This is a genomic window from Streptomyces sp. NRRL F-5650 (assembly GCF_000721365.1).
Lineage (GTDB): Bacteria > Actinomycetota > Actinomycetes > Streptomycetales > Streptomycetaceae > Streptomyces > Streptomyces ardesiacus.
Genome location: NZ_JOGV01000012.1, coordinates 21,529 through 41,193, shown reverse-complemented (window position 1 = coordinate 41,193; position 19,665 = coordinate 21,529). Strand labels below are relative to the sequence as shown.

Sequence of the window (19,665 nt, the reverse complement as noted above, 5' to 3'; positions counted from 1 at the left end):
GGTCAGTCGTCCTTGTCTGTGATGGACGCCAGAACGCCGCGCATCAGGCCCCTGACCTCTGCGATCTGGGCTCGGCGGCGGATGGTGTCCGGGTCGGGCGACGGGTGCCCTGGAGCGGGCGGCGCGTCAGTGGTGTCGGTCGGCGGGTGGCTCTCGGTGGCCGGCGCGCCGGTGGTGGTGCGTACGGGGTCCGGGTGCTCCTCGGGGGGCGGCGCGGACCCGCGGGTCGGGGTGGTGGGCTGCTGGTAGAGCAGCGCGGCCGCGACCTCTCGGCGCAGCCCTGGGTCGCCGGGTACCTGCGGTGCCAGCTGGGGAGCGTCGCGGGCGAGCGCGGCGCGCAGCCGGCGGGCGGAGTGCTCGTCGTGGACCAGGACGTCGGCGACGTCCCGCGCCCGGACGGACACGCTGGTGCCCGCGTAAGCCGGGAAGACGACGGGCCCGAGCTCGCGGCACTTCAGCTCGATCAGTTCGCGCTGGAGGGGACCGCGGTCGCCGGGCATCCACAGCAGCTCGTAGACCTCTTCCGGCTTGACGACCTTGCCGTTGACGTCGCGCCACTCCTCGCGCACGACCTCGAACCGGAAGGACATGCCGTTGATGGACTCTTCGGCGATGGCGTCCCGGATCGGCTGCATCAGCCAGTTGTCGGTGATGCGGGCCTCCACGTAGAGGCCTTGGTCGTCCTCCCGGAGGTCGCCGATCGCGCCGATCGGGATGCTGCCGATGAGCGGGTGCCGGCCGTGGTCGAACTGGAGGACCGGGGTCTGCTCACGGATGGTCTTCCGGAAGGCGCCCTTGCGGATCTTCTCGGTGAAGTTCCCTTCCCACGAGTTGATCTCGGTGTCGACGCCGAAGAGCGCGGCGTAGCCGGTCAGGGTCCGGCCGTCGCCCTCCTCGTCGCCGTCGGCGCGGACGAGCTGGAACGGCGCCGACCGCATCAGGTCGCGGGCAGCGGACTGCATGGCGGGCATCTCAGGCCCCTCCCTCGATGGGTCGGATGGCGTCTCGGAGCGCGGCGGCCAGGACTCGCGCGCGGTCGGCCTGCGGCAGGCCGTCGCCGGGCTTCTGGAGCTGCACGGAGAACAGGCCGGTGTGGACGAGGAGGCTCCAGTCGGAGGCGGTGACGGCCGCCATGACGGACTCCGGGGTGTAGCCGGCGTCGACCAGCGTGCGGATCGTGCGGGACTGCACGCCCTGGATCTCGGCGGCGTCCTTGGCGTCCTCCCGCAGGAACGGGACGTGACGGGCGTCGTACCAGAGCCTGACGGCCCCTGACGGGCTGCCACCGGGCGGCCGGACCAGGAGGCCGAAGCTGCCGGCCACGTCCTGCCACAGCGGGTGGATCGTGCCGTCCGCGAAACGCCGGCGGGCCTGCCCGTAGTTCGAGTAGGTGGCGGCCTTCAGGCCCTCGGACAGGCCCACGATGACCGGCGGCACCCCAGCCGCGGCCGCGATGCGCGTCTCCCCCGCGCCCTGCACCGCACCGAAATCCATCTGCTGGAAGTTCGTGCCGGTCACGGTCACATCGGCGCCGCCGCCCAGGTACAGCGTTCGGTAGGCGTTCTCGATGCCCTGGTGGTTGGCCTCCATCTTCGCCTTGAACTTGGCGAAGGCATCGGGCGAGACCTCGCGGGCGAGACGTACGACCATGTTCGGCGTGGCCGCGTTCTCGAAGAACCGACGCTTGTGCTTCGCCATCAGATTGTCGTTCTGCGTCTCCCGGATGACGGGCGTCAGCCAGGACATGCCCCGATAGGTCGCCAGCGGGTCGGGCACCGGCGCGAAGTGCGCCACCTCGTCCGCCAGCAGCGGCACCGGCTCTTCGCCCGGCTCCTGGTAGATGTAGCCGAGCTTCCGCCAGCCGAGGACACCGCCGCGGTGGTATCGCCGCTCCAGGACGATGAACGTCCAGTCGGGGCGCAGCCTGACCAGCTCGTCATCGACGCGGGTCCAGTACGCGTTCCCGGAGAGGTCCGCGTCTTGGATGACCCGCGACAGCAGGCCCTGGGTCGTGCCGCCCATCCACGGCTCCTCGAGGAGCCGCAGATCCTGCGAGCCGAACAGCTCACTGGGCGTGCCGCGGTTCAGCCGCTGCCAGATGAACCGGGGCGCCGAGAACACGAACTGTCGGGCCGTCATGCACGCCCAGATCACCGGGTTGGTCGCGAACAGCTGCGCGTAGCCGGGAAGGTCGCCGGGCGCCTTCTCCGCAGCCTGCCCGGGCTGCGTCTGCGTGATCCCCAGCGCCGACCAACCGCCGTAGCCCAGAGACTCCTGGAGCGCCAGGGCGTAGTCGTCGATCGTGCTGATCGCCCGGGACTCGGCGGAGCGCCGGCGGGACTGCCACAGGTTCATCACGGGCCGTCACCTCCGGCCCCCGAGCCGACGTCCATCAGCAGCAGGCAGTACGCCACCAGCAGCACACCAGCCACGGCCAGGCCCACGGCGACGCCGAACCCGAGGCCGGCGCCCGCGGCCACCATCACCCCGCCCGTCATGACGCCTGCACGGGCGCGAGCGACGGGCGTCAGCCGAATGCGGCCCACGGCTCCACCTCTTCCTCTGGCTCTTCGATCTCTACGGACAGGCCCCACCGGGCGTGCGTGGCGGCCACCAGCGGGCTGATGTCCACGCCGACCCCGCGCCGGGCCCACGCCCACGCGTCGCCGAGGTCCCGCTTGCGGGCGCCGGCCAGCGCGGTGGCGAGCGGCGCCTGGTCCAGGTGCACAATCCGGTGCGCGGCCACGGCGTCGTAGAACTGGTTCGCGGCCTGAACGACGTCGCGGGTCTTCATCTGCACGATCGGCGCCAGGAGTTCCGGCTCCTCGTCCTCGTCCAGGTCCTCGTCGTCGTCCTGCTTGACCTTCAGCGCGTCCGTCAGCTCCTTGATCAGCGCACCGGCCGGACCGCCCGTGTCGATGACCCAGCAGCGCGGCTGCCACTTCTCCGTCAGCTCCCTGGCCCGCTGCACCACCCAGGCCGTGCCGGGCCGGTTGTCGATGACCTCCACGTGGACCGCGGCGCCGGACTGCCCGGCCGCGCAGATCGTCGCGTGGCTGCGCTCCGGCGTGACGTCGATGGCGAAGGCCACCGGGTCCTCCATCTGGCTGCGGTCGTCGACCAGGGCCTCCCAGGCGTCCTTGCCGATGACCGCCCAGGCGTCGCTCTCGTCGGACGGGTAGTCGCCGACACCGAGCCGCTCCCGGGCGAAGATCTCCGGGCCCATCGTGCGGCGCTCACGCTCCGTGTGCTCCAGGCTGAGCCGGTAGCCCAGCGCCGGGTTGGCCCGGGCCACGGACTCCGGAGCGTTCGGGTCGTCGTGGTCGGTGCAGTCCTCGCGGCACTCCCGGACGTGCGGGTTGATCGACCATTCCAGGTAGGCCAGCGACGGGTCCGGTACGCCGGCCTCGATCGCGGCCAGGGCCCGGGCCCGCAGGCGGGCCAGCTGGACCGACAGCGGGCCGATCCCGGCCGAGCCCAGGTACCAGACCTGCGGGTCCTCCACGGCCGCCAGCGTCGGCATCAGGGCGCCCATCGCGTCGTCCCCGAGGATCATGTCCTCGTCCAAGATGAGGCACTTGCCGGTGAAGCCGCGGCCGGAGCCGCCGGAGCGGGCGAGGAAGCGGAGCCGCTGCCCACTCAGCAGCTCAATCGCTTCCTCGCCCGTCGTACGACGCACCCGCGACACCCTCTTGCGCAGGTGGTCGTAGTTCGTGATCAGCGACTCGATCCGACGGAACCCCTCCAGGGCCGTCTTGAACTCGTGCGCCGAGTGGATGATCAGGGGCTCGCCGAGGAGGAAGAGGCCGGCCAGCTCGCGGGCCTCGATGATCCCGCCCTTCCCGTTCTGGCGTGGGACGTTCACTGCGACCTCGAACGCGGACCAGGAGCCGTCCTCCTTCTCCCCCAGGCCGACGTGCAGCGCGTGCTCCTGCCACGGGTCCAGGACCAGGTCGACCGAGGCCGCCAGCTCGATCGCCTCCTGGCCGGAGCTGGAGACGAACGGCGGGACGGTCTCGACCCGCGGGGCCTGCACGCCGTACAGGCGGCCGTCACTCTCAGGCACCACGGCGCCGCTTCCGCTTCTCGGCGAGCTGGTCCAGCGGGTCGGCGGCGGCCGCCGCGGGCGGGGCGACCTTCCGCAGCTCCAGCAGGGTGGCGCGGAGTTCGCGGGCGACCACGGCGGCGGAGGTCGGGGCCTCACACTCGTCGAGCTGGCGGGCAAGCTCCAGGGCAGTGGCGACCAGGCCGGGGGCGAGGTCGCCGACGCGCAGCGCGTCGATCTCCGCGAGGGTCTTGGCCTCCACGTCCACGGCGATCACCCCCTGTCACGGAGAGTCAGCGCGCGATTGGAGGACCGAACCTCGTTCGCGATGATTACGGAGAGTGATGGTGATAGTGGGGTCGAACTCAGTTCGCCGTGAATACGGAGCGTGACCATTGGTGATCTTGGAGGGGCCTCACGCGCAAAAACGGGCGACAAGGGCTTTTGGGTCGCCCGCCTGGTCAGAGCCACGATGCCCCAGGACCCCCCTCCCCTCCGGGGACCGACCGGGCATCGTCGCAGCTCAGCGCGTTGTGACTGAACGCGATGACGATGATCGATTCGGTCGCGAGTCGGGTCGGTTGGGGCCGGGTGTCACCCTGGGTGGGGTACTGGCCGCCCGTGCCGGGGGGTGCCCTGCCCTGGGGGTGGGGTGCCGGCTGGGTGGGGGTGCACGGTGGGTGACCGGGTGTGGGGTGACGGTGGGTTACCAGGCTCGGGAGGCCTGGCGTCCGGCCGGCCTTCCGTGGGGGCGTCGGGCGTGCTGTTGGTACCAGCGGGTGGCTACGGCCAGGAGGCCGGGTGACCGCATGTCCCGGACCCGTTGCATGACGACGTCGCGTCCCGGGTCGACGGTGATGATCTCGGCCTGGTGGTGTTGGTAGCGGGTGAGCCACTTGCGGCTGGGCATGGTGTGGATGAGGTACACGTCGACCTGGTCGAGGTGCTTGAGGGCCTCGTCGATGGCGGCGTACCGGGCACGGAGAGCGACCTTGGATGCGACGGGGTGGTGGTTCCAGGAGGGGGCGCCGGGTCCGGTGAGGGCTTGGGTGATGCGATCGAGGTCGATGACGATGTCGGTCGCTCGGGCCCGGGCTTCGATCCAGCTGGACTTGCCCGCGGCTGGCGGGCCGGTGACGACGTACAGCACGGGGCGTCACCTCCGGTGCTGGCACCAGGTGTTGCCGCAGTCGATCAGGTCGGGGTCCATGAACTGGTCCGTGATGCTCGCCGGTGGTTCGCTGGGCTCCATGCCGAGCTGGCGTTCCAGGCGGCTGGTGACGGCGTACGAGGCGCGGTCGTGGGTCTCGCAGCGTCGGGCGATGCGGTGCAGTAGAGCGCGCATCGTCACTCGTCGTTCGGCCGGTAGACGGCGATGCCGTCGGCGCCGGCGAGGACCAGGACGTCGGCGACGTCGGGCATCCGCTCCTTCAACTGGTCGACGATGCGACGGATCTGCTCGGCCGGGATGTCGGAGGGGACGCGGACGAGGACGGTGTCGCCAGGGCGGATGACGGTGAGGTCGGCCGCGAGGTCGAGGGCCAGGGTCGTGGGGGTGTCGGCCATCACCATCTCCTTGGATGGGGTGCGGGTCGTCCAACGCAGGTCGGGTTGTGCCGACCGAGGAGGCGGCAGGCGATGCGACGAGGGGCGGCGTAGGCGAAGTCGCAGGGCTCGTACAGGGCGTAGCCGATCCACCAGGCCGGGCCGGTGCGGCGCATCCAGGCGTCGCGTCGGGGGGTGATGACGCGGGGTGGCTGAGTGTGGAGGGCGTGGCGGATGCGCTGCTCGAAGGCGGCGCGGTCTTGGTCGTAGCTCATGGTCACCACCTCCTGGAGGCGCGGATGCGGTGGCCTCGGTGGTCGGTGCGGTTGCCGCGGGCCGAGTTGCAGCGACGGTGCGCGCTGCGGGCGTTGGCGGGGTCGAGGAGGTCGCCGCCGAGGCTGAGGGGGACGGCGTGGTCGAGGGTGAAGGCCTCGGGGTGCCGGCCTGCTTCCGGGCCGGTGATCCAGTAGGCGATCTCTCCGCCGCAGAGCCAGCAGGGGAGGCCGAGGGCGCGCTGCTGGGTGGTGAGGCGGCGGTAGGGGCGTCCGTTGCGCGGGTTGCCGGCCACGGGCGCCTCCTTGCCTACAGGTCGTCGCCGAGGACCTCGCGGCGTGCGGCGGCGGCCTTGCGGTTGAGGGCGCCGGTCATGCGGAAGAGGGCGACGGTCAGCGCGAGGAAGCCGACGACGAGCAGCACCTGCGTGATCACGCTGAGGATGTGGATGTCCTTGGTGCCGTTGGCGATGATCAGCAGGATGATGTTGCCGCAGATCCAAGCGAACCAGATGCGCAGCTTCTCGACGCGGACGGCCTTCTGTATGTCGCTGTAGGTGGGCTCGGCCATGGTCTCCCCTGGGTGGTGTGTGGGGGTCCAGGCTGCCGTGTGTGGGGGTGGTGTGAAGGCGTGTTGATCAGGCTGTGATCTGAGATGAGTGCCAGCTGGCCTCACGGGGTCGGCTTCCCCTGGGGGGAGCGCTGGCACTTGATCTTGGCCGGTTTCCGTCAGCCGGGGGCTGCCCGTGTGGTTGCCGGACCTCTGTGCTCCGGGGTGTTCACGGAGCGGCTTCTGTGTCCGGGCACGCCGAACTTGGGGCCCATGATCCACGGCTGGGGCGTGGGGCGCAAGTAGGTCGGCGTGGTCGTGGGACGCGGTGAGTGTGTCTTGGTAGTGATCTTCTAACTACATACATACACGCGGGACTGTGTCCGGGATTCGCGGACGCAGAGGGGCGTGCAGTGCGGTGACCTGCGCGGTTGTGGAGCGACTCGGGTTTCAGTGTCCGGTATTCCGAGACACTGAGGGGCGTCTCAGTGTCTCGGTTCTGCGGACACTGAGAGGGGTTCAGTGTCCGGGATTCGCGGACCCTGAAGGACGGGTTTAGGGTCCGGTATTCCGAGACACTGAGGGGGGTTCAGCGTCCGGGAATTGCGGACACTGAGAAGGGCTCAGTGTCCGGTGAATCGAGACACAGAGGCGGGCGCAAGATCCACTCGAAAGAGTCGCGCGGCCGCCGCCCGGGGAGGGGCGCAGCATGGGGCTGGCGGACTGGGGAGACGTACCGACGTGGTTCAGCGGAGTGGGCGCGCTTACAGCAGGCTGGTTTGCGTACCAGACGATCAGGAGTCAGCGGCGGCAGATCGGCGAGCAGCGGGCGTTCATCGCGGAGCAGACACGGTTCATGGACGAGCAGCGTCAGAACCTGGAGCTGGAGCGCGCCGAGCTGCGGGCCCAGGCCGAGGAGCGCAGGGTCTCGCAGGCCCGGCAGATCCACATGGCCTTCACCACCTGGGGAAGCAGCGGTGAGGACCGCTACGGCGACGGAACGGGCTACAGCGCCTGGCGGGTTGAGGTCGAGAACAAGAGCAACGAGCCGATTCGCGACGTTACGGTCCGGTTCGGCGAGACGTACATTGCGGCCACCGCCACGGATGAGCAGGGCTTCCACCACCCGGACGGCGGCCGGCGCCTGGTGCCCGTGCCGCTCATCCCAGCAGGGCACAAGGTGGTGTTCGAGTCTCCGAACTGGTCGGAGGCGACGGTGGACAACAACCGGCCAGCCCTGCTGTTCACGGACGATGGCGGGGTGCTCTGGCGTCGTGACTCGTACGGGAAGCTGGAGGAGGTTCCGGCCGACGGGGCGTCGTGACGGGCGTCAGTGCTCCCAGGCGTCCGGCCCTCCCCCGCGCCAGTCGATCAGGCCGGACCTGACGACGTCCATCTCGTCCCAGTCCTGGAGGCCGGCCTCCTGCATGAACCGGGCGACGTCCTGGACGCCGAAGGCGCGGCCGAGGATCTCGCCGTCGACCTGGACACGGCGGCCGCCGTCCTCGTCGGGCGGGTAGATCACGACAGGCTGGGAGCTGGCCATGCCACCAGCCTGCGCGCGCCGGGCGGGCGGTGCACGACGGCGGGGGCCATCCTGGCGGGGTGAGTAGCGACCGCTACCGCGTCACGGCGACCTCCGCGGGCAGGCCGGCCATCACGGGCTGGTGGGACCGCGAGGACGTGGCGCGGGGCAAGTTCCGGGACTGGGTCGGCCGGTACGGGGGCCTGCCGGGCGCCCGGGTCACCCTGCGCGATGAGGAGACGGGCGTGACGTTGACGGAGTGGCCCGAGGAGGCGTGACGGCCTGTCATGCTGGCCCGGACGCGAGGAGGCCAGCATGGGGCACCGTCCGTACCCGAACCGTGAGCGCGCGGCCCGCCAGGTCGACCGGCAGCTCCTGACCCGTGAGGAGCGGCAGGCCTTCGAGGGCCGGGCGATCGCGCTGGAGGCTCAGTTCGTTGGCGAGTACCGGCTAAGCGTCCGGAGCACCACGTCAGACCCCGGCCTTGTAGCCAACTGACGGGAGCTGTACGACCCGTTCCAATTTTCGGCATTCCGACCCCGTACGGCTCGCAGATCGGGTTGGATCGTGCTGACGCTCAAACAGGACTTCCTCCGTCTTGTGGGTGTTGGGCCGTGCCCACAACGGCTCCCACCGGGGTCGGTGCAGGCCCGCAGCATGGAGGAAGACGACATGGGTCGTCACCGCCGACGCCGCCCTCTGGCGGCACTCGGTAAGGCTCAGACGGAGAGAGTCAGGCGTTGGATCGCGCTCGTACGTGCCGGGAACTACGGCCGTGCAGGGCGGATCGTCCTGTACCTCAGCGAAGTGACGGTGGCCGCCGTCCTTCGTGAGGTGCTGGCCTGGCTCCTGCACGGCCTGTAGCCCGATCGTGGGGGTCCGGACTTGCTTGGGAGCGAAACTGGGCCCCCACCTTCACTTTCACCTTTGCGGTCACCGAGCACTGGTGTCAGTGACCTCCACCCTGGCGCATCCATGGATGCCCTGGTCGGTGGTACTACCCTAGCGCTGGAGTGGGTTCATGTTCCGTGAATCACGTAACTCGAAATCGATAACGACTCGCGCGTCTGGCCGAGCAAAGCCTTCTACCTGCTGCTTCCGCGATCACCTATCCGTGAGTCGTTTTACGCGGTAGCCGCGACGGGCCGTCAGGGTCGTCGTGACGGTCTCGCCGTACCAACGGTTGACGCCGTTCGCCGTGTCGTCGGGCTCGGGCCAGCGGCGCGGCTGGCCGGGCTTGCGGCTGCGGGAGAGGTCGGCGCGGATCGTGGAGGCCTTGATGCCGATGCCCGCGTCTTCGAGCTGCTGGGCGGTGTAGAGGCGGCGGGGCTCCAGGGCGATGGCCTGGCGGTCGACGTGCTGGCGGACGAAGTCGGCGACGGCCTGGGCGTCGCACTCCTTGTACCGGCCGCGCCGGTCGACGGGGGCCGGCCATTCGGGGTGGGCGGACCAGGTCTTGGTCACCGTGTGGATGCTCACGTCGTAGCGGTCGGCGATCTCGGGTGTGATGAGGCGCTGGGGCTCTACCATGGTGGGGAATCTCCTTTGCGGAGTTTTCAACTGGTGGGGCCGACGTCTCTCACCCCTGGCTTGCTGGGGCTCGCGTCGGCCCCTTCTACGTGCCTGGGGCGGTGAATCTTCCGGGAGGAGAGGGGGCCTGCCCCGGCTGGCTGCCGGGGCAGGCGGTGGGTTACGACTCGTCGTCGATGCCCTCGATCAGTTCGATCCAGGTCACGACCCGGTTGAGTGCGAATTCAGCGGCGTCGAGTCGCCAGGGGGCGGGGCCTGCCAGCCGGGTGATGACGAGCAGTTCGTACGCGGTGAACCAGTCGAGCACCATGTGCTCGAAGGCTCGCTTGTCGCGTTCCGAGATCGGCTCGTCGGCCACCACCTCACGGACCCGGTTGAGGCCCTTCAGGGCCGTTACGGGGCCTTCCTCGTCCTCTCCCGGCTGGAAGTCGGGGATGATGACGGGGAGGGGGAGGTCCTTGAGCAGTGCCTGTACGTAGGCGTAGGCGCCGACCAGGGCCTCCATCAGCGTCAGGAGTCGCTCCCTGTGGTTGTCGTGGTCTGCCACGACGTTCTCCTCTCTGGAATTTTCAACTGGCTGTCGGTTCCGGGGCTCTCACCCCCCGTCCCGACACGTCTTACTTTACAGCACTTGCTTCTAAGATTGCAACACTCTTGGGGAAATGAGAGCGCCCCCCGGCTGGCTGCCGGGGGGCGGAGTGGATCAGTCGGCCTGGTTGATCACCAGCCAGAGCGCCAGGCTCTTCAGGGCATCCTCTGCGATGAGCAGATTGGCCCCGACACCCTCGGCCCGGGTGTCCGTGTACCTCGCTGCGCAGAGCGCGTAGAGGTCGATCGCGGCCAGGAGGTGGATGCAGCCGGTGTAGAGCTGCAACTCCTGCGCCTCACCCATCGGCTGGTCCCTGCCCAGGACCGCCACCCGCTGGATGGCGGGGACGGCGTCCGTCGCGGGGACGTGGTGATCGGCCGGGAGGCTGATTGGTACGGGGAGCATCCCGCACACCTCGATCAGGATCGAGTAGACCAGCGAGATCGAGTGCGCGAGCGCACCCATCGTCTCGTCTTCGTGGTCAGCCATGGTGGCTGTCCTCTCTGTGGAGTTTTCAACTGGTGTCCGGTGCGGGGCTCTCGCCCCCCGCCCTGACGTGTCTAACTTTACAGCATTGACTTCTAAGAACGCAACATCTCTGGGGAGAGGAAGGGGGCGGCCACACGACCGCCCCCTCAGCACTCGATCAGGCGCGCTCGAACCGCACCAACTCCCCGTCGTCACCCACAACAGCCACCAGGCGCGCGCCGACCAAGCGCTCCCGGGTCAGACCCGTCTCCCTCACCAGCCGGTCGACGGACACCCGCTCCGGGTCCGCGTGGCCACGGTGCGGCGTCACGATCTCCGCCTCGTCACCGATCAGCAGCAGCACACTTGCGTCCAGTCGCTCGCTCATGTCAGTTGCTCTCCTTCATCTCAGTCTCGGTCGTTTCCGCTGCGCCCCAGGCCTCGCAGGCGGCGTCCAGCTCCGTGGGCCGCTCCCAGGCGTCGCCGATGATCCCGCCGTCCCAGAGCACGGCACCGGAGGAGGAGGACGGGTCGGGCTTGATCTCGCGGGCGATGACCTTGCGGGCGGCGTCCACGACGGCGGCCGGGCTGGCGTAGCCGGGCACGGGCAGCATGGCGGGCACGTACTGGCAGGAGCCGTCCGCCTTGAGCGCGGCGAACTCCCAGAAGGGGCCCTTCTCCCAGCCTTCCTCGGCGCCGGTGTGCCACTCCCAGCTGAGGATCAGGCCGTGGCGCCAGGCGGTGCCCGCCGGGACCTCGTCGTCGGCCAGGTCGCGGGCGTTGCTGGGGTCGAGGGTGATGATGGCGTTCAGGTGGCAGTACGTGCCCTTGGTCTCGCCGTCGGACGTCCAGTGCTCGGCGGGCTTCAGACCGGCGGCGGTGAGCGCGTCGGTGACGGCCTCGATGTAGGGGTCGTGGGGCAGGGTGCGCACGGCGGTCATCCCTTCTTCGGCTTGCCGGGGGTGGGCTTCTTCTTCGGCGGGTACCAGCCGCCGCGCGACGCGCTGTACTCCGTCTCCTTGTCCTGAAGGCGCGGGTCGTCGGGCCGGATGGGCTTCTTGAATCCGAGTGCCATGATGGCGTCTCCGTCTCGTGGTTGGGATGGGACCGGGGTGGCCGACGGCTTGGCGGCATGGCGGCCGCCCCGGGGTCTTAGGCGTCCTGGTCGTGGCGTACGACGTGGACGTGGGTGCGGGCGGGGTTGTCCGCGTCGTCCCGCAGGAAGATCGACATCCCCTCTCGGTGCCGGATGGTCACAGGCCCGTGACCAGGCAACTCGTCTTCAGGGGGGAGGGGTTCGGTGGGGGAGGGGAGGGGCTGGTACGAACCTTTGCGGCGGGTAACCGACCACCACACGGCCACGGTGGACGCGGCCACAGTGCCGAGGATCCCGGCCGCATCCGACACGGCGAACAGGACGCCGAAGACGACGGCGAGCAGCAGTACGACGACGACCGCACCGGCCAGCGCGCTCCGCTCCTCCGGGTCCTCGGTGGCCTGCTTCCGGCGCGCCATCACAGCCGCCCGTAGGTGTTGTCGCCGAGCCAGTTCGCGGCCGTCGCCAGCGGGACCGCGGCGAACCCGGCGACGCCGGCGGACGTGCCGAGCGTGATGCCGCACCAGGCGCCCCGCTTCAGCACGCCCGAGTTGGCGTCGCTCGCCTTCTTCACCGCGGCGACGAACACGGCCGTCAGGATCAGCACCAGGCAGGCGCCGGGCCCGGACAGCGGGACGAAGGTCTCGCGGGCGGCGAGCTGGCCCGGCTGCTCGCCCACGCCCCACACCAGGGCCGCGTCTCCCAACCAGTTGGACAGGCCGAGGACGGCGCTGGACGCGGTGCCGATGAGCCCGGCGATACCGAGGGTGGTCAGGCATCCGTACGCCCAGGAAGCGAGGAACGGCAGCAGCCGGGACGCGTGCCTGATCGGGTCCTGCTGCAGCTGCTTGCGGCCGGGCCACCAGGTCACGATCTCGTAGCCGAGGATGCAGAGGCCGACGGTCACGCCGCCGTACGTCACGTAGTTCACGGTGGGGTCCTTCAGCGGAGGACGGCGACGCCGAGCGCCGCGAGGGTGAGGATGAACGCGCACGTGCCGGTGATCGGGGGCACGTCGCGGGGAGCCACCAGGGCCAGACCGGCGAGCGCGAGCAGCGCGCACGCAGCACAGAACACGCCGAACAGCACGGCGAACACGGCCGTGGTCAGGGGCCGACGGCGGCGATGGCGACGGGCGCGGGCGGCAGCTGCGCGAGGTGCGGCTCGTGCCGCTCAATCTCCGCGCGCAGCGTGCCCCGGATGATCCCGTCGGAGCAGTCCGCGAAGCCGGCGCCGAGGATCGCGGCGCGCATGGCCTTCGTGCCCGGACGGAGGCCGGCGTCGTACAGCGGGCGGATCGCTGAGCACCGCGGGTCGCTGTACTGGATCGGCTGGGGGACGGTGGGGGGCTTGGCCTTCGGCAGCGGCGGGGTGACCGGGGCCGTCACCGGCTGCTCTTCGGGCTGGTCGACGGGCGTCACGACCGGGCCGCCCTGGGCGAGGAGCCGGTAGAGCTGGTTCATCAGCGCGCCGAACGCCAGCAGGCTCGCGACCGGGGGGACGGCGGCGACGACGTAGTCCAGGGCTTGGGCGCCCTCGCCGACCCCGGCGATGTTCAGGGCGATGGAGCCGCCGGCGCCGAACACGACCAGCGAGATGGCCCACCAGTCGAGGCGGCGGGCGAGGGCGGCGCGGAGGATGAGGACCTCGCCCGCGGCGTAGAACAGGTCGAGGGTGGCGGGCCAGGCCCAGGCGCGGATCGGGTCGTCAGCGAAGCCGTGCCGGGCGCCGACGTCGTGAAGGTGCTCGTACGAGAGCCACAGGGAGACGCCGGTGAGGAGGAAGATCAGGGCGGCGGCGGTGATGGCCAACGCGGTGATGGCGCGCCGCTGACTGTTGCTGGGGTGGTTGGGCGCACTAAGGTGCAGCTCAGCCATAGGAGGTCACTCTCCTGCGGTTAGAGCCCTGGCCGGACCCGCAATGTCCTGGCTGGGGCTCGCTCATGTGGAGGTGACGCCCTACGGGGGGCATCTGCCGTCCATGACGGTACCGCGCTGGTCGCGGGTGGTGCTACGGGTTCAACGACGGGCCCGGCTGACGGGCGTCATTCCGGCGGGCGACGGCGCCCTGCGCGGCCCGGTAGGCGTGCGCGGTGGCGCGGCGCTTGCCCGAGGCGATCGCCCGCTGGTCGTGGACGCGGCTGTCGCTGATGGGGCTGAGGGTCGTCCAGGCGCCTGCAGGCCAGCCGGGGCCCGGCAACGGTTCGGGCTGGCCGGCCATCGCCCACGGGGCGTGCCGGTCGCAGCGCCAGCCACACGGATACGGACGGGCGTACTGGAGACCGTGCCCGGGCCAGGTCACGTCGCAGGCCTGACGCAGGCGACGGCCGTCACGCCGCGCCATCGGCCGTCTCCGTCCACGTCCGGCCGCAGTCTTCGCAGCGCACGACCGGCGCCTCACCGTCGCCGCCTTCGACGACCAGCTGGCCCCCGCACGGGAGCGGGCACGGGTGCGGCACGGGCTCCCGGCGACGGGCGTCACCGAGGGTGCGGCCGATCAGCTCGGCGCCCATGCGGGCCACCTTCTCCACGGCCTGGCGCTCGCCCTCGTCGAGCGGCCGGAACGGGCCCGGCGCCGCGCGGAGCCGGAGCGCCAGCCACTCGGCGGCCGCGGCCGCGGACCGCTGGCCGGTGAACCGCCAGCGTCGCGGGTCGGCCGCATCCTTCGTGGACAGCAGCACGGCCTGGCGGTGAACGTCGTCACGCCAGCCACGCCCCGTCGCCCACGACAGCGCGGGCCGCTGGACCCGCTCAGCAAGCCAGTCGGCCGTGGTGACGAGACCTGTCTCGATCGTCGTCATGACGTCTAGGACGTCCACGTTGACGGGAGTCGGCCGGGCACCGGGCGCGTCCGGGTTGCTGTCGGCGCGCTCGGCGGCGGCCTCCGCCTGCTCCTCGTCGGACATGAGGCGGGTGATGCCCATGGCCGGGGGCCAGGTGGTGGTGGGGCGGGTGCCGGCGGCCTCCTCGAGGGCGGCCCAGCGTTCGGTGATGGTGTCGAGGTCGTCGGCTGCGGTCATCGTGGCTCCTGTGGTGCGTGGGGCGAGTACGGTGAGACCACCGGATGGGGCGCGCCGTGGAGCTGGGGAGTTCGAGGGCGCGCCCCTTCGTCGGTGCTCAGTCGTCCGCGATGATCAGGGCGGCGATCCCGAGCCAGGTGAGGACGGCGGCCACGCCTCCGACGATCGCGGCGAGCTGGCCGTCCGAGGTGAGGCCGTAGGTGATGCCTCCAGAGATGGCGCCGAGGACGACGCCGAGCATGAAGGTGAGCACGTCACTGCTCCTTGGGCTGGTCGTGCTGGGGGCGGAGCAGCTGCTCGTCGGTGGCGGCCGCGGCCGCCACCCGCTCGTACCGGTCCCGCCGCCGGGCCCCGGTCCTCTGGGTCTCGGCGGCCGCCACCAGGAGGACGGCGGCCGCGACCAGCCCGGGGACGATGAGCCACGGGTGGTGGGTCACCGAGTAGCCGGCCATGACGGCGGACAGGAAGGCGCCGATCTTGCAGGCGTTGGCGGTGCGTCGGGCGTGTCTCATGCGACTTCCTCGTAGTCGGTGGTGCTGCGGGCCGCGGACGGGCGGAGGGCGCGCCAGACGGTGCGGGCGGCCGCGTGCAGGGCGACAAGGAACACGGCCAGGACGAGGCCGACGGCGATGGCTCCGGCGATGAACCAGGCGCCGCCCGCGATGATGACGAGGCGGAGGGTTTCGAACGCTTCGGCGATCACGACGCGGCTCCAGAGAGGTCGAGAGGGTCGGAGCGCTCGGGCGTCGGGTGCGCTGTCGGCAGAGCGCGAGGACGAGTCCGGTTGAGCTCCTGTCGCATCTCGCGGTCGGCCAGGTGACCAGCGGCAACACAGCCGGACTCCAGGCAGCTGGCCCGTACATAGCCGGTGGGCTCGCGGCCGTACAACATGCGGAAGGCGACGCGCAGCGCGGACTCCTTCCGGCCCTTGCCGTTCGGGCCGGGGTGCTGGATCTGCGGCATGCGGCCCGCCCAGGCCCCGGTCCAGCGGGCGTGCCCGTCGCCGTACGGCTCGGCGTACCGGGCGTACGTCGCCTCAGGCGTGTGTGACGCGCGCGGGCGCGGGATGACCGGGATGTCCTCGGCGCGCCGTACCTGGGAGATCGTCCTGTAGCTGCCACCGCCGAGTTCCTTGCGGATCTCCTCGTACGTGGCGCCAGCCCGCAGGAGTTCGGCGATCGCGGCGTGCAGACCTGCCTGAGCGGGCGGCGCGGACTCGACCTGCGGAGCGGCGGTGTCCTGCCGTGGGCTGTCGTCGAGGCTGAGGTGACGCCGGCGGGCGGCGTTGGGCCCGCCCTGGGTGTCGATCTCGTCGAGGAGTCGGCGCAGCGCGGCGATCGTCACGACGCCTCCCCGGCCTGGGGCAGGCACAGGTTGAAGAGGTCGGCGGGATCCACGGCCACCTGGTCGAGGCGCGCTTCGAGGTACGCGCGGACGCGGGACAGCGCGGCGGCCTGCACCAGCAGCGCATCCAGCTGGTCGCTGGTGATCGAGTCGACGGTGGGCCGGGGCTGCCCGTCCAGCAGCGCCTCGTCGTCCCACTCAACCCGCGCCCGGTGGTAGCCCTGTAGCAGAACTTCGAGGGAGGAGGTCACCGTGGCGAGCCCGTACTCCGGGTCGTCGACGACGATCGTGCGGCCGGACGGGAACGCGGCGCCGTCGAGGACCTGGCCGTCGGCGACGTGCAGACGGAACCCGCGGGTAAAGGCGGTCACTGCTCACCGCCAGCGGCGACGATCCACTCCAGCGAGGGCTCCTGCCACAGCAGCGCAGTGCGCCGCTGGGTCGCGGGCCGGTCCCCGTACGCCACGTCGATGAACCGGTGGCCCTCGTCCGTGGTGAGGAAGGCGTCGTACCGGATCACCGGACCGAACGCGCTGTCCTCCAGGACCAGCTGGGACCGGACGGGGACGTCATTCGGGTCGATCCGGTTGAGGCGCAGCCAACGCTGGACCGCACGCAACTCGCGCGGCTCCAGAACGATGCGCTCCCACAGGGAGCCGAGGTCGATGGTGATGCGGTCGGGCTTGGCCGGCGGCGCTGCGGCGCGGCGGCGGTTGATCTTGCGTCCGAACATGGGGTGCCTCCGGTGGTGGCCGGGGCGGGTCCCTGCGTGGGGCCCCTGTCCGGGAGAGGTGGGGGTTACTGCGGAGGTGCGGGCAACTGGTCCAGGGCGTCGCCCATGTCGTGGGCCAACTGCCGGCGTCGGGCCGCGAGTGCGGGTGCGCGGTCCTCACAGCCGTCAGCCGTCGACAGCAGGGCGTCGATGATCTCCGCCACGTCGTCAGCGCCTCCGGGGAGGCGAAGGAGGACCGCCATCAGAACGGGGGCTCGTCGCTGTAGCCGCCGGCCTGGCTCCCGCTGGTGGCGGGGCCGGTGGCCCAGGGGTCGTCCTGCGGCGGGCCCTGGCGGCGCTGCTGCTGCGGCGCGGGCCGCTGCTGCTGTCCGCCGCCCTGCTGCTGGCCGTTGGCCTTCGTGACCTGCGCCGTGGCGTACGCCAGGTTTGGGGCGATCGAGCGGACCAGCAGCGACGGCTGGCTGTGCTTCTGGCCGTCCTTCTCCCACGACTCGGTGCGCAGCTCCCCGGAGACGAGGACCTCCATGCCCTTCTCCAGGGACTCGGAGGCATTCTCGGCGAGCTTCTCCCACAGGGTGCCGCGGACCCAGAAGACGTCGCCGTCCTCCCACTGGTTCGTCTGCTGGTTGAGGCGTCGGGAGTTGAAGGCGAGCCGCACGGTGGCGACGGCCTTGCCGGACTGGGTGAAGCGGAGTTCGGGGTCGTCGACGAGGCGTCCGACGCCCGTCATGGTGGGCAGTGCCACGGTCAGGTCTCCTTCGGGAGGGGGAGCTGGATCGGGATGGTGATCTGGTCGGGGTGGGTTTCGACCGGCGGTGCGGCCCGGGTGGAGCGGACGGCCGGCGGCGGGGGGCCGTCGCGTTTCCGTGCGCACTTCGGTCCGATTCCGGTAGACACCCGGAGGGGGCGGCCGCACTCGGAGCACGTGCCGCTCACCCGGTGGCCCCGGTCGAGCTGTAGCCGCGGACGTCGGAGTCGATCGGGGTGTACGGGATCCACGGCCAAGATCCCTTCTCCCCCTGCCTGAGAAACGGCGGGAACGACCGGTCGTCGCGCAGGCCACGCCACGGGACCAGGCGCCGCGCCCGGTCCTCCTCCGCGCTCTTCTCGTCCTCCACCGGCCGCAGCCCGAACCCGAACTCAGGCCACCGCATCCACAGCGAGGACCCGGCCGGGCGGAGCGAGCGGGGACCGAAGCCGTTCCCGTGCGGGGCGTGAGCCTCCATGACCAGCGCACAGTTCGCGGTGATCCTGGCCTCGTTCAGCGCCACCGTCACCCGGCGCGCGTGGTCCTCGCTGTTCGGGTCCCCCGTGTGCAGCTGGTAGATCGGGCCGATCACCAGCAGGTCCGGCATGACCTGCTCCACGCGGCGCATCAGCCACGCGCGGCCCTCCGCCTTCGTGAGGTCGACACCCTCGGGCCGCACGTCGATGTGGAGCTGGCCCCGCTTCACCGGCATGTGCGCACGCGAGGCGGCGTTCATCAGGTGCCGGTAGTGCCGGCGGGACTGCGGCGCGGAGTTCTCGCAGTCCAGAACGAGGACCTTCTGCGGGCCGTACTCGGACGGCTCGATCGTGAACGGGTTGACCCCGGCCGCCGTCGCCACGGCGATCTGCCGCAGCAGAACGGACTTGCCGCCGCCCTCACCGGCCGTGAGGATCATCCGGTCGCCGCGCTCCAGCAGCCCGGGGATGACCCAGTCGTAGGTGTCGACCACCGTCAGGAAGTCGTGCATGTCCGTGACGGGGGCGTCAGCGGCGGCACGCCCGGCGTCACGGACGTCACGGGCCAGCGCAACGGCTTCCTCGGCAAGGTCGCCGGGTTCACCGGCGGTGGGGTCAAACCCGCGCTGCATGATCTGGTGCCCGGCCGAGATGAGCGCGCGGCGCTGGGCCAGGTCCCGGACGCGCTCGGCGTAGTGCTCGGCGTGCGCCACGGTCGGCACCGCCTGGACCAAGGTGTGAAGGTACGGGGCGCCCCCGACCTTGCTGAGCGTGCCGTCGGCCTGGAGCTGGGCGGCGAGGGTGATCGGGTCGACGGGTTCGCCGCGGTCGATGAGGACGCCGGCGGTGGCGTGGATGGTGGCGTGGGCGGGGCGGTAGAAGTCGCCCGTGCTGACGAGCTGGTGGACGCGACGGGTGTCGTTGCCCGAGGCGTTCGCCGCGAAGGACAGCGCGCCGAGGTACGCCTGCTCTGCGCCGAGGTCGTGCGGCATGGTGCGGGTGAACAGCTCGTCGTCCTCGGGGACGTGGTCGTGCGTCATCAGAAGATCCCCTTCTCTGACGGGTCGGTGTAGCGGGCGGTGCCGGGGAGCGTCGGCTGATTCTGGGCGGGGGGCTGCTCGGGTTCGTCGTCGTACCGCTCGCCGTTCAGCCAGGTCGCCGGATGCGGGATGAAGCGGAGTTCGGTGTGTGCTGCCCGCCACTGGGCGGCAGCCCGGCTGGCGGCCGCGGTGATGTGCTCCGCCGTCACGCCGCGTTTGAGGGCCTTGGTCCAGGCGGTCCGGGCCGTGCCCTTCGCGACCTTCCGGGGGTAGGCCGCCCAGAACTCGTCGAACCCGGTGTCGACGGGGGGCGGCGTCCGCTTGCGGGCCGGGCGGGCCTGCGGCTGCGGCGCCGGACGACGGGGCGCCCCCGGGGCCGGGCGGGCTGGCACTGGCTGAGGCTCGGCATCGAGCGGCAGCAGCGTGTACGCCGCCGCCCGATTCCGCTGGCCGGCCGCCGCCCGCTTCAGCACGCCCTTCGTGATGAGCGCCTTGAGTACGGCGTACATTTGCGGACGGGAGACCCGGGCCCGGCGCAGCACGGCCGGGGCCTCCACGCTGGACTGGGTGGTGCGCGTGTCGTCGTGGGCGTCGGCCGCCAGCACCGCGAGCACCCACGCTTCGCGGTGGGTCAGCGTCGCCGGGGCCATGTCCATGACCTCGGTGACCAGGCGGTCTCCCACTG

Annotated in this window: 37 protein-coding genes; 3 read left to right on the top strand and 34 right to left on the bottom strand. The window is 71.1% G+C overall.

Annotated features, from left to right (window positions below; genetic code table 11):
* Positions 1-2 precede the first annotated feature (2 nt).
* The 11 genes from IG88_RS0114245 to IG88_RS0114195 form a co-directional block, all read right to left on the bottom strand.
* The gene (locus IG88_RS0114245; RefSeq protein WP_031039888.1) at positions 3-971 is read right to left on the bottom strand and encodes an HK97 family phage prohead protease; all 969 of its coding nucleotides are present in this window, start codon (positions 969-971) and stop codon (positions 3-5) included.
* Between the two features lies 1 nt (position 972).
* A complete protein-coding gene (locus IG88_RS0114240) occupies positions 973-2,355 on the bottom strand; it encodes a phage portal protein (protein ID WP_051851906.1) in 1,383 nt (460 codons plus the stop codon).
* Positions 2,355-2,546, bottom strand: coding sequence for a hypothetical protein (locus IG88_RS43365; protein WP_158853930.1), 192 nt, complete (start codon positions 2,544-2,546; stop codon positions 2,355-2,357). Before IG88_RS43365 ends, IG88_RS0114240 begins: the two co-directional genes overlap by 1 nt.
* Positions 2,528-4,069 carry a terminase gene (locus IG88_RS0114230; protein WP_234332144.1) on the bottom strand — a complete coding sequence of 514 codons (1,542 nt, stop codon included), beginning with the start codon at positions 4,067-4,069 and terminating at the stop codon, positions 2,528-2,530. Before IG88_RS0114230 ends, IG88_RS43365 begins: the two co-directional genes overlap by 19 nt.
* Positions 4,059-4,322, bottom strand: a complete 264-nt coding sequence (locus tag IG88_RS0114225) for a hypothetical protein (protein ID WP_234332143.1) — start codon at positions 4,320-4,322, stop codon at positions 4,059-4,061. The genes IG88_RS0114230 and IG88_RS0114225 overlap by 11 nt, the downstream gene beginning before the upstream one ends.
* Positions 4,323-4,751: 429 nt before the next feature.
* Complete coding sequence (locus tag IG88_RS0114220) at positions 4,752-5,195, bottom strand: hypothetical protein (protein ID WP_031039877.1); 444 nt, start codon at positions 5,193-5,195, stop codon at positions 4,752-4,754.
* A 6-nt stretch (positions 5,196-5,201) separates the two neighbouring features.
* Positions 5,202-5,390, bottom strand: a complete 189-nt coding sequence (locus IG88_RS0114215) for a hypothetical protein (protein ID WP_031039875.1) — start codon at positions 5,388-5,390, stop codon at positions 5,202-5,204.
* Positions 5,391-5,392: 2 nt separating this feature from the next.
* The gene (locus IG88_RS0114210; protein WP_031039871.1) at positions 5,393-5,611 is read right to left on the bottom strand and encodes a hypothetical protein; all 219 of its coding nucleotides are present in this window, start codon (positions 5,609-5,611) and stop codon (positions 5,393-5,395) included.
* Complete coding sequence (locus tag IG88_RS0114205) at positions 5,611-5,865, bottom strand: hypothetical protein (protein ID WP_031039867.1); 255 nt, start codon at positions 5,863-5,865, stop codon at positions 5,611-5,613. The genes IG88_RS0114210 and IG88_RS0114205 overlap by 1 nt, the downstream gene beginning before the upstream one ends.
* A 2-nt stretch (positions 5,866-5,867) precedes the next feature.
* Positions 5,868-6,158, bottom strand: coding sequence for an HNH endonuclease (locus IG88_RS0114200; protein WP_031039863.1), 291 nt, complete (start codon positions 6,156-6,158; stop codon positions 5,868-5,870).
* Between the two features lie 14 nt (positions 6,159-6,172).
* Positions 6,173-6,433: a hypothetical protein gene (locus tag IG88_RS0114195; RefSeq protein WP_031039860.1), complete on the bottom strand. Its 261-nt coding sequence runs from the start codon at positions 6,431-6,433 to the stop codon at positions 6,173-6,175.
* 688 nt (positions 6,434-7,121) lie between these two features.
* Between IG88_RS0114195 and IG88_RS0114190 the strand changes: the two genes are divergently transcribed.
* A complete protein-coding gene (locus tag IG88_RS0114190; RefSeq protein WP_031039856.1) occupies positions 7,122-7,736 on the top strand; it encodes a hypothetical protein in 615 nt (204 codons plus the stop codon).
* A gap of 6 nt (positions 7,737-7,742) precedes the next feature.
* On the opposite strand, the gene IG88_RS0114185 is transcribed toward IG88_RS0114190, so the two are convergent.
* The gene (locus IG88_RS0114185) at positions 7,743-7,958 is read right to left on the bottom strand and encodes a hypothetical protein (protein WP_031039854.1); all 216 of its coding nucleotides are present in this window, start codon (positions 7,956-7,958) and stop codon (positions 7,743-7,745) included.
* 59 nt (positions 7,959-8,017) lie between these two features.
* Here IG88_RS0114185 and IG88_RS0114180 point away from each other — a divergent pair, with 59 nt between their 5' ends.
* Both IG88_RS0114180 and IG88_RS0114175 read left to right on the top strand, forming a co-directional pair.
* A complete protein-coding gene (locus tag IG88_RS0114180; RefSeq protein WP_031039849.1) occupies positions 8,018-8,215 on the top strand; it encodes a hypothetical protein in 198 nt (65 codons plus the stop codon).
* 37 nt (positions 8,216-8,252) lie between these two features.
* On the top strand, positions 8,253-8,435 hold the full coding sequence (locus IG88_RS0114175) for a hypothetical protein (protein ID WP_031039848.1): 183 nt from the start codon (positions 8,253-8,255) through the stop codon (positions 8,433-8,435).
* Between the two features lie 606 nt (positions 8,436-9,041).
* On the opposite strand, the gene IG88_RS0114165 is transcribed toward IG88_RS0114175, so the two are convergent.
* From IG88_RS0114165 to IG88_RS40220, 22 genes are all read right to left on the bottom strand, one after another.
* Positions 9,042-9,467: a hypothetical protein gene (locus IG88_RS0114165; RefSeq protein WP_031039844.1), complete on the bottom strand. Its 426-nt coding sequence runs from the start codon at positions 9,465-9,467 to the stop codon at positions 9,042-9,044.
* A 160-nt stretch (positions 9,468-9,627) separates the two neighbouring features.
* Positions 9,628-10,014 carry a hypothetical protein gene (locus IG88_RS0114160; protein WP_031039842.1) on the bottom strand — a complete coding sequence of 129 codons (387 nt, stop codon included), beginning with the start codon at positions 10,012-10,014 and terminating at the stop codon, positions 9,628-9,630.
* Between the two features lie 156 nt (positions 10,015-10,170).
* Positions 10,171-10,545 carry a hypothetical protein gene (locus tag IG88_RS0114155; protein WP_031039839.1) on the bottom strand — a complete coding sequence of 125 codons (375 nt, stop codon included), beginning with the start codon at positions 10,543-10,545 and terminating at the stop codon, positions 10,171-10,173.
* A 157-nt stretch (positions 10,546-10,702) separates the two neighbouring features.
* Complete coding sequence (locus tag IG88_RS0114150) at positions 10,703-10,912, bottom strand: hypothetical protein (RefSeq protein WP_031039837.1); 210 nt, start codon at positions 10,910-10,912, stop codon at positions 10,703-10,705.
* Between the two features lies 1 nt (position 10,913).
* The gene (locus IG88_RS0114145) at positions 10,914-11,465 is read right to left on the bottom strand and encodes a hypothetical protein (RefSeq protein WP_031039830.1); all 552 of its coding nucleotides are present in this window, start codon (positions 11,463-11,465) and stop codon (positions 10,914-10,916) included.
* On the bottom strand, positions 11,462-11,599 hold the full coding sequence (locus IG88_RS43360) for a hypothetical protein (RefSeq protein WP_158853927.1): 138 nt from the start codon (positions 11,597-11,599) through the stop codon (positions 11,462-11,464). The genes IG88_RS0114145 and IG88_RS43360 overlap by 4 nt, the downstream gene beginning before the upstream one ends.
* A gap of 77 nt (positions 11,600-11,676) precedes the next feature.
* Complete coding sequence (locus IG88_RS0114135; protein ID WP_031039827.1) at positions 11,677-12,039, bottom strand: hypothetical protein; 363 nt, start codon at positions 12,037-12,039, stop codon at positions 11,677-11,679.
* Positions 12,039-12,551: a hypothetical protein gene (locus IG88_RS0114130; RefSeq protein WP_031039824.1), complete on the bottom strand. Its 513-nt coding sequence runs from the start codon at positions 12,549-12,551 to the stop codon at positions 12,039-12,041. Before IG88_RS0114130 ends, IG88_RS0114135 begins: the two co-directional genes overlap by 1 nt.
* Before the next feature lie 11 nt (positions 12,552-12,562).
* Positions 12,563-12,718: a hypothetical protein gene (locus IG88_RS43355; protein ID WP_158853924.1), complete on the bottom strand. Its 156-nt coding sequence runs from the start codon at positions 12,716-12,718 to the stop codon at positions 12,563-12,565.
* An 8-nt stretch (positions 12,719-12,726) separates the two neighbouring features.
* Positions 12,727-13,497 carry a DUF2637 domain-containing protein gene (locus IG88_RS40240; RefSeq protein ID WP_051851905.1) on the bottom strand — a complete coding sequence of 257 codons (771 nt, stop codon included), beginning with the start codon at positions 13,495-13,497 and terminating at the stop codon, positions 12,727-12,729.
* Between the two features lie 133 nt (positions 13,498-13,630).
* On the bottom strand, positions 13,631-13,963 hold the full coding sequence (locus IG88_RS38665; protein WP_037835887.1) for a hypothetical protein: 333 nt from the start codon (positions 13,961-13,963) through the stop codon (positions 13,631-13,633).
* Entirely contained in the window at positions 13,950-14,639 is a 690-nt protein-coding gene (locus IG88_RS0114110; RefSeq protein WP_031039819.1) for a hypothetical protein, read from the bottom strand. The genes IG88_RS38665 and IG88_RS0114110 overlap by 14 nt, the downstream gene beginning before the upstream one ends.
* Before the next feature lie 97 nt (positions 14,640-14,736).
* Complete coding sequence (locus IG88_RS43350; protein ID WP_158853922.1) at positions 14,737-14,892, bottom strand: hypothetical protein; 156 nt, start codon at positions 14,890-14,892, stop codon at positions 14,737-14,739.
* Position 14,893: 1 nt separating this feature from the next.
* Positions 14,894-15,151: a hypothetical protein gene (locus tag IG88_RS40235; RefSeq protein ID WP_031039817.1), complete on the bottom strand. Its 258-nt coding sequence runs from the start codon at positions 15,149-15,151 to the stop codon at positions 14,894-14,896.
* Positions 15,148-15,342, bottom strand: a complete 195-nt coding sequence (locus IG88_RS0114095) for a hypothetical protein (RefSeq protein ID WP_031039814.1) — start codon at positions 15,340-15,342, stop codon at positions 15,148-15,150. The genes IG88_RS40235 and IG88_RS0114095 overlap by 4 nt, the downstream gene beginning before the upstream one ends.
* Positions 15,339-15,983: a hypothetical protein gene (locus IG88_RS40230; RefSeq protein WP_051851904.1), complete on the bottom strand. Its 645-nt coding sequence runs from the start codon at positions 15,981-15,983 to the stop codon at positions 15,339-15,341. The genes IG88_RS0114095 and IG88_RS40230 overlap by 4 nt, the downstream gene beginning before the upstream one ends.
* The gene (locus IG88_RS0114085) at positions 15,980-16,354 is read right to left on the bottom strand and encodes a hypothetical protein (protein ID WP_031039810.1); all 375 of its coding nucleotides are present in this window, start codon (positions 16,352-16,354) and stop codon (positions 15,980-15,982) included. Before IG88_RS0114085 ends, IG88_RS40230 begins: the two co-directional genes overlap by 4 nt.
* Positions 16,351-16,716, bottom strand: a complete 366-nt coding sequence (locus IG88_RS0114080; RefSeq protein WP_031039808.1) for a hypothetical protein — start codon at positions 16,714-16,716, stop codon at positions 16,351-16,353. Before IG88_RS0114080 ends, IG88_RS0114085 begins: the two co-directional genes overlap by 4 nt.
* A gap of 65 nt (positions 16,717-16,781) precedes the next feature.
* A complete protein-coding gene (locus IG88_RS43770) occupies positions 16,782-16,919 on the bottom strand; it encodes a hypothetical protein (protein WP_199807456.1) in 138 nt (45 codons plus the stop codon).
* 38 nt (positions 16,920-16,957) lie between these two features.
* Positions 16,958-17,461 carry a single-stranded DNA-binding protein gene (gene ssb / locus IG88_RS0114070; RefSeq protein ID WP_051851903.1) on the bottom strand — a complete coding sequence of 168 codons (504 nt, stop codon included), beginning with the start codon at positions 17,459-17,461 and terminating at the stop codon, positions 16,958-16,960.
* Between the two features lie 187 nt (positions 17,462-17,648).
* The gene (locus tag IG88_RS40225; RefSeq protein ID WP_051851902.1) at positions 17,649-18,980 is read right to left on the bottom strand and encodes an AAA family ATPase; all 1,332 of its coding nucleotides are present in this window, start codon (positions 18,978-18,980) and stop codon (positions 17,649-17,651) included.
* Positions 18,980-19,663 (bottom strand): hypothetical protein, encoded by a 684-nt coding sequence (locus tag IG88_RS40220; protein WP_031039802.1) that lies wholly within the window; start codon positions 19,661-19,663, stop codon positions 18,980-18,982. Before IG88_RS40220 ends, IG88_RS40225 begins: the two co-directional genes overlap by 1 nt.
* Positions 19,664-19,665: the final 2 nt, after the last annotated feature.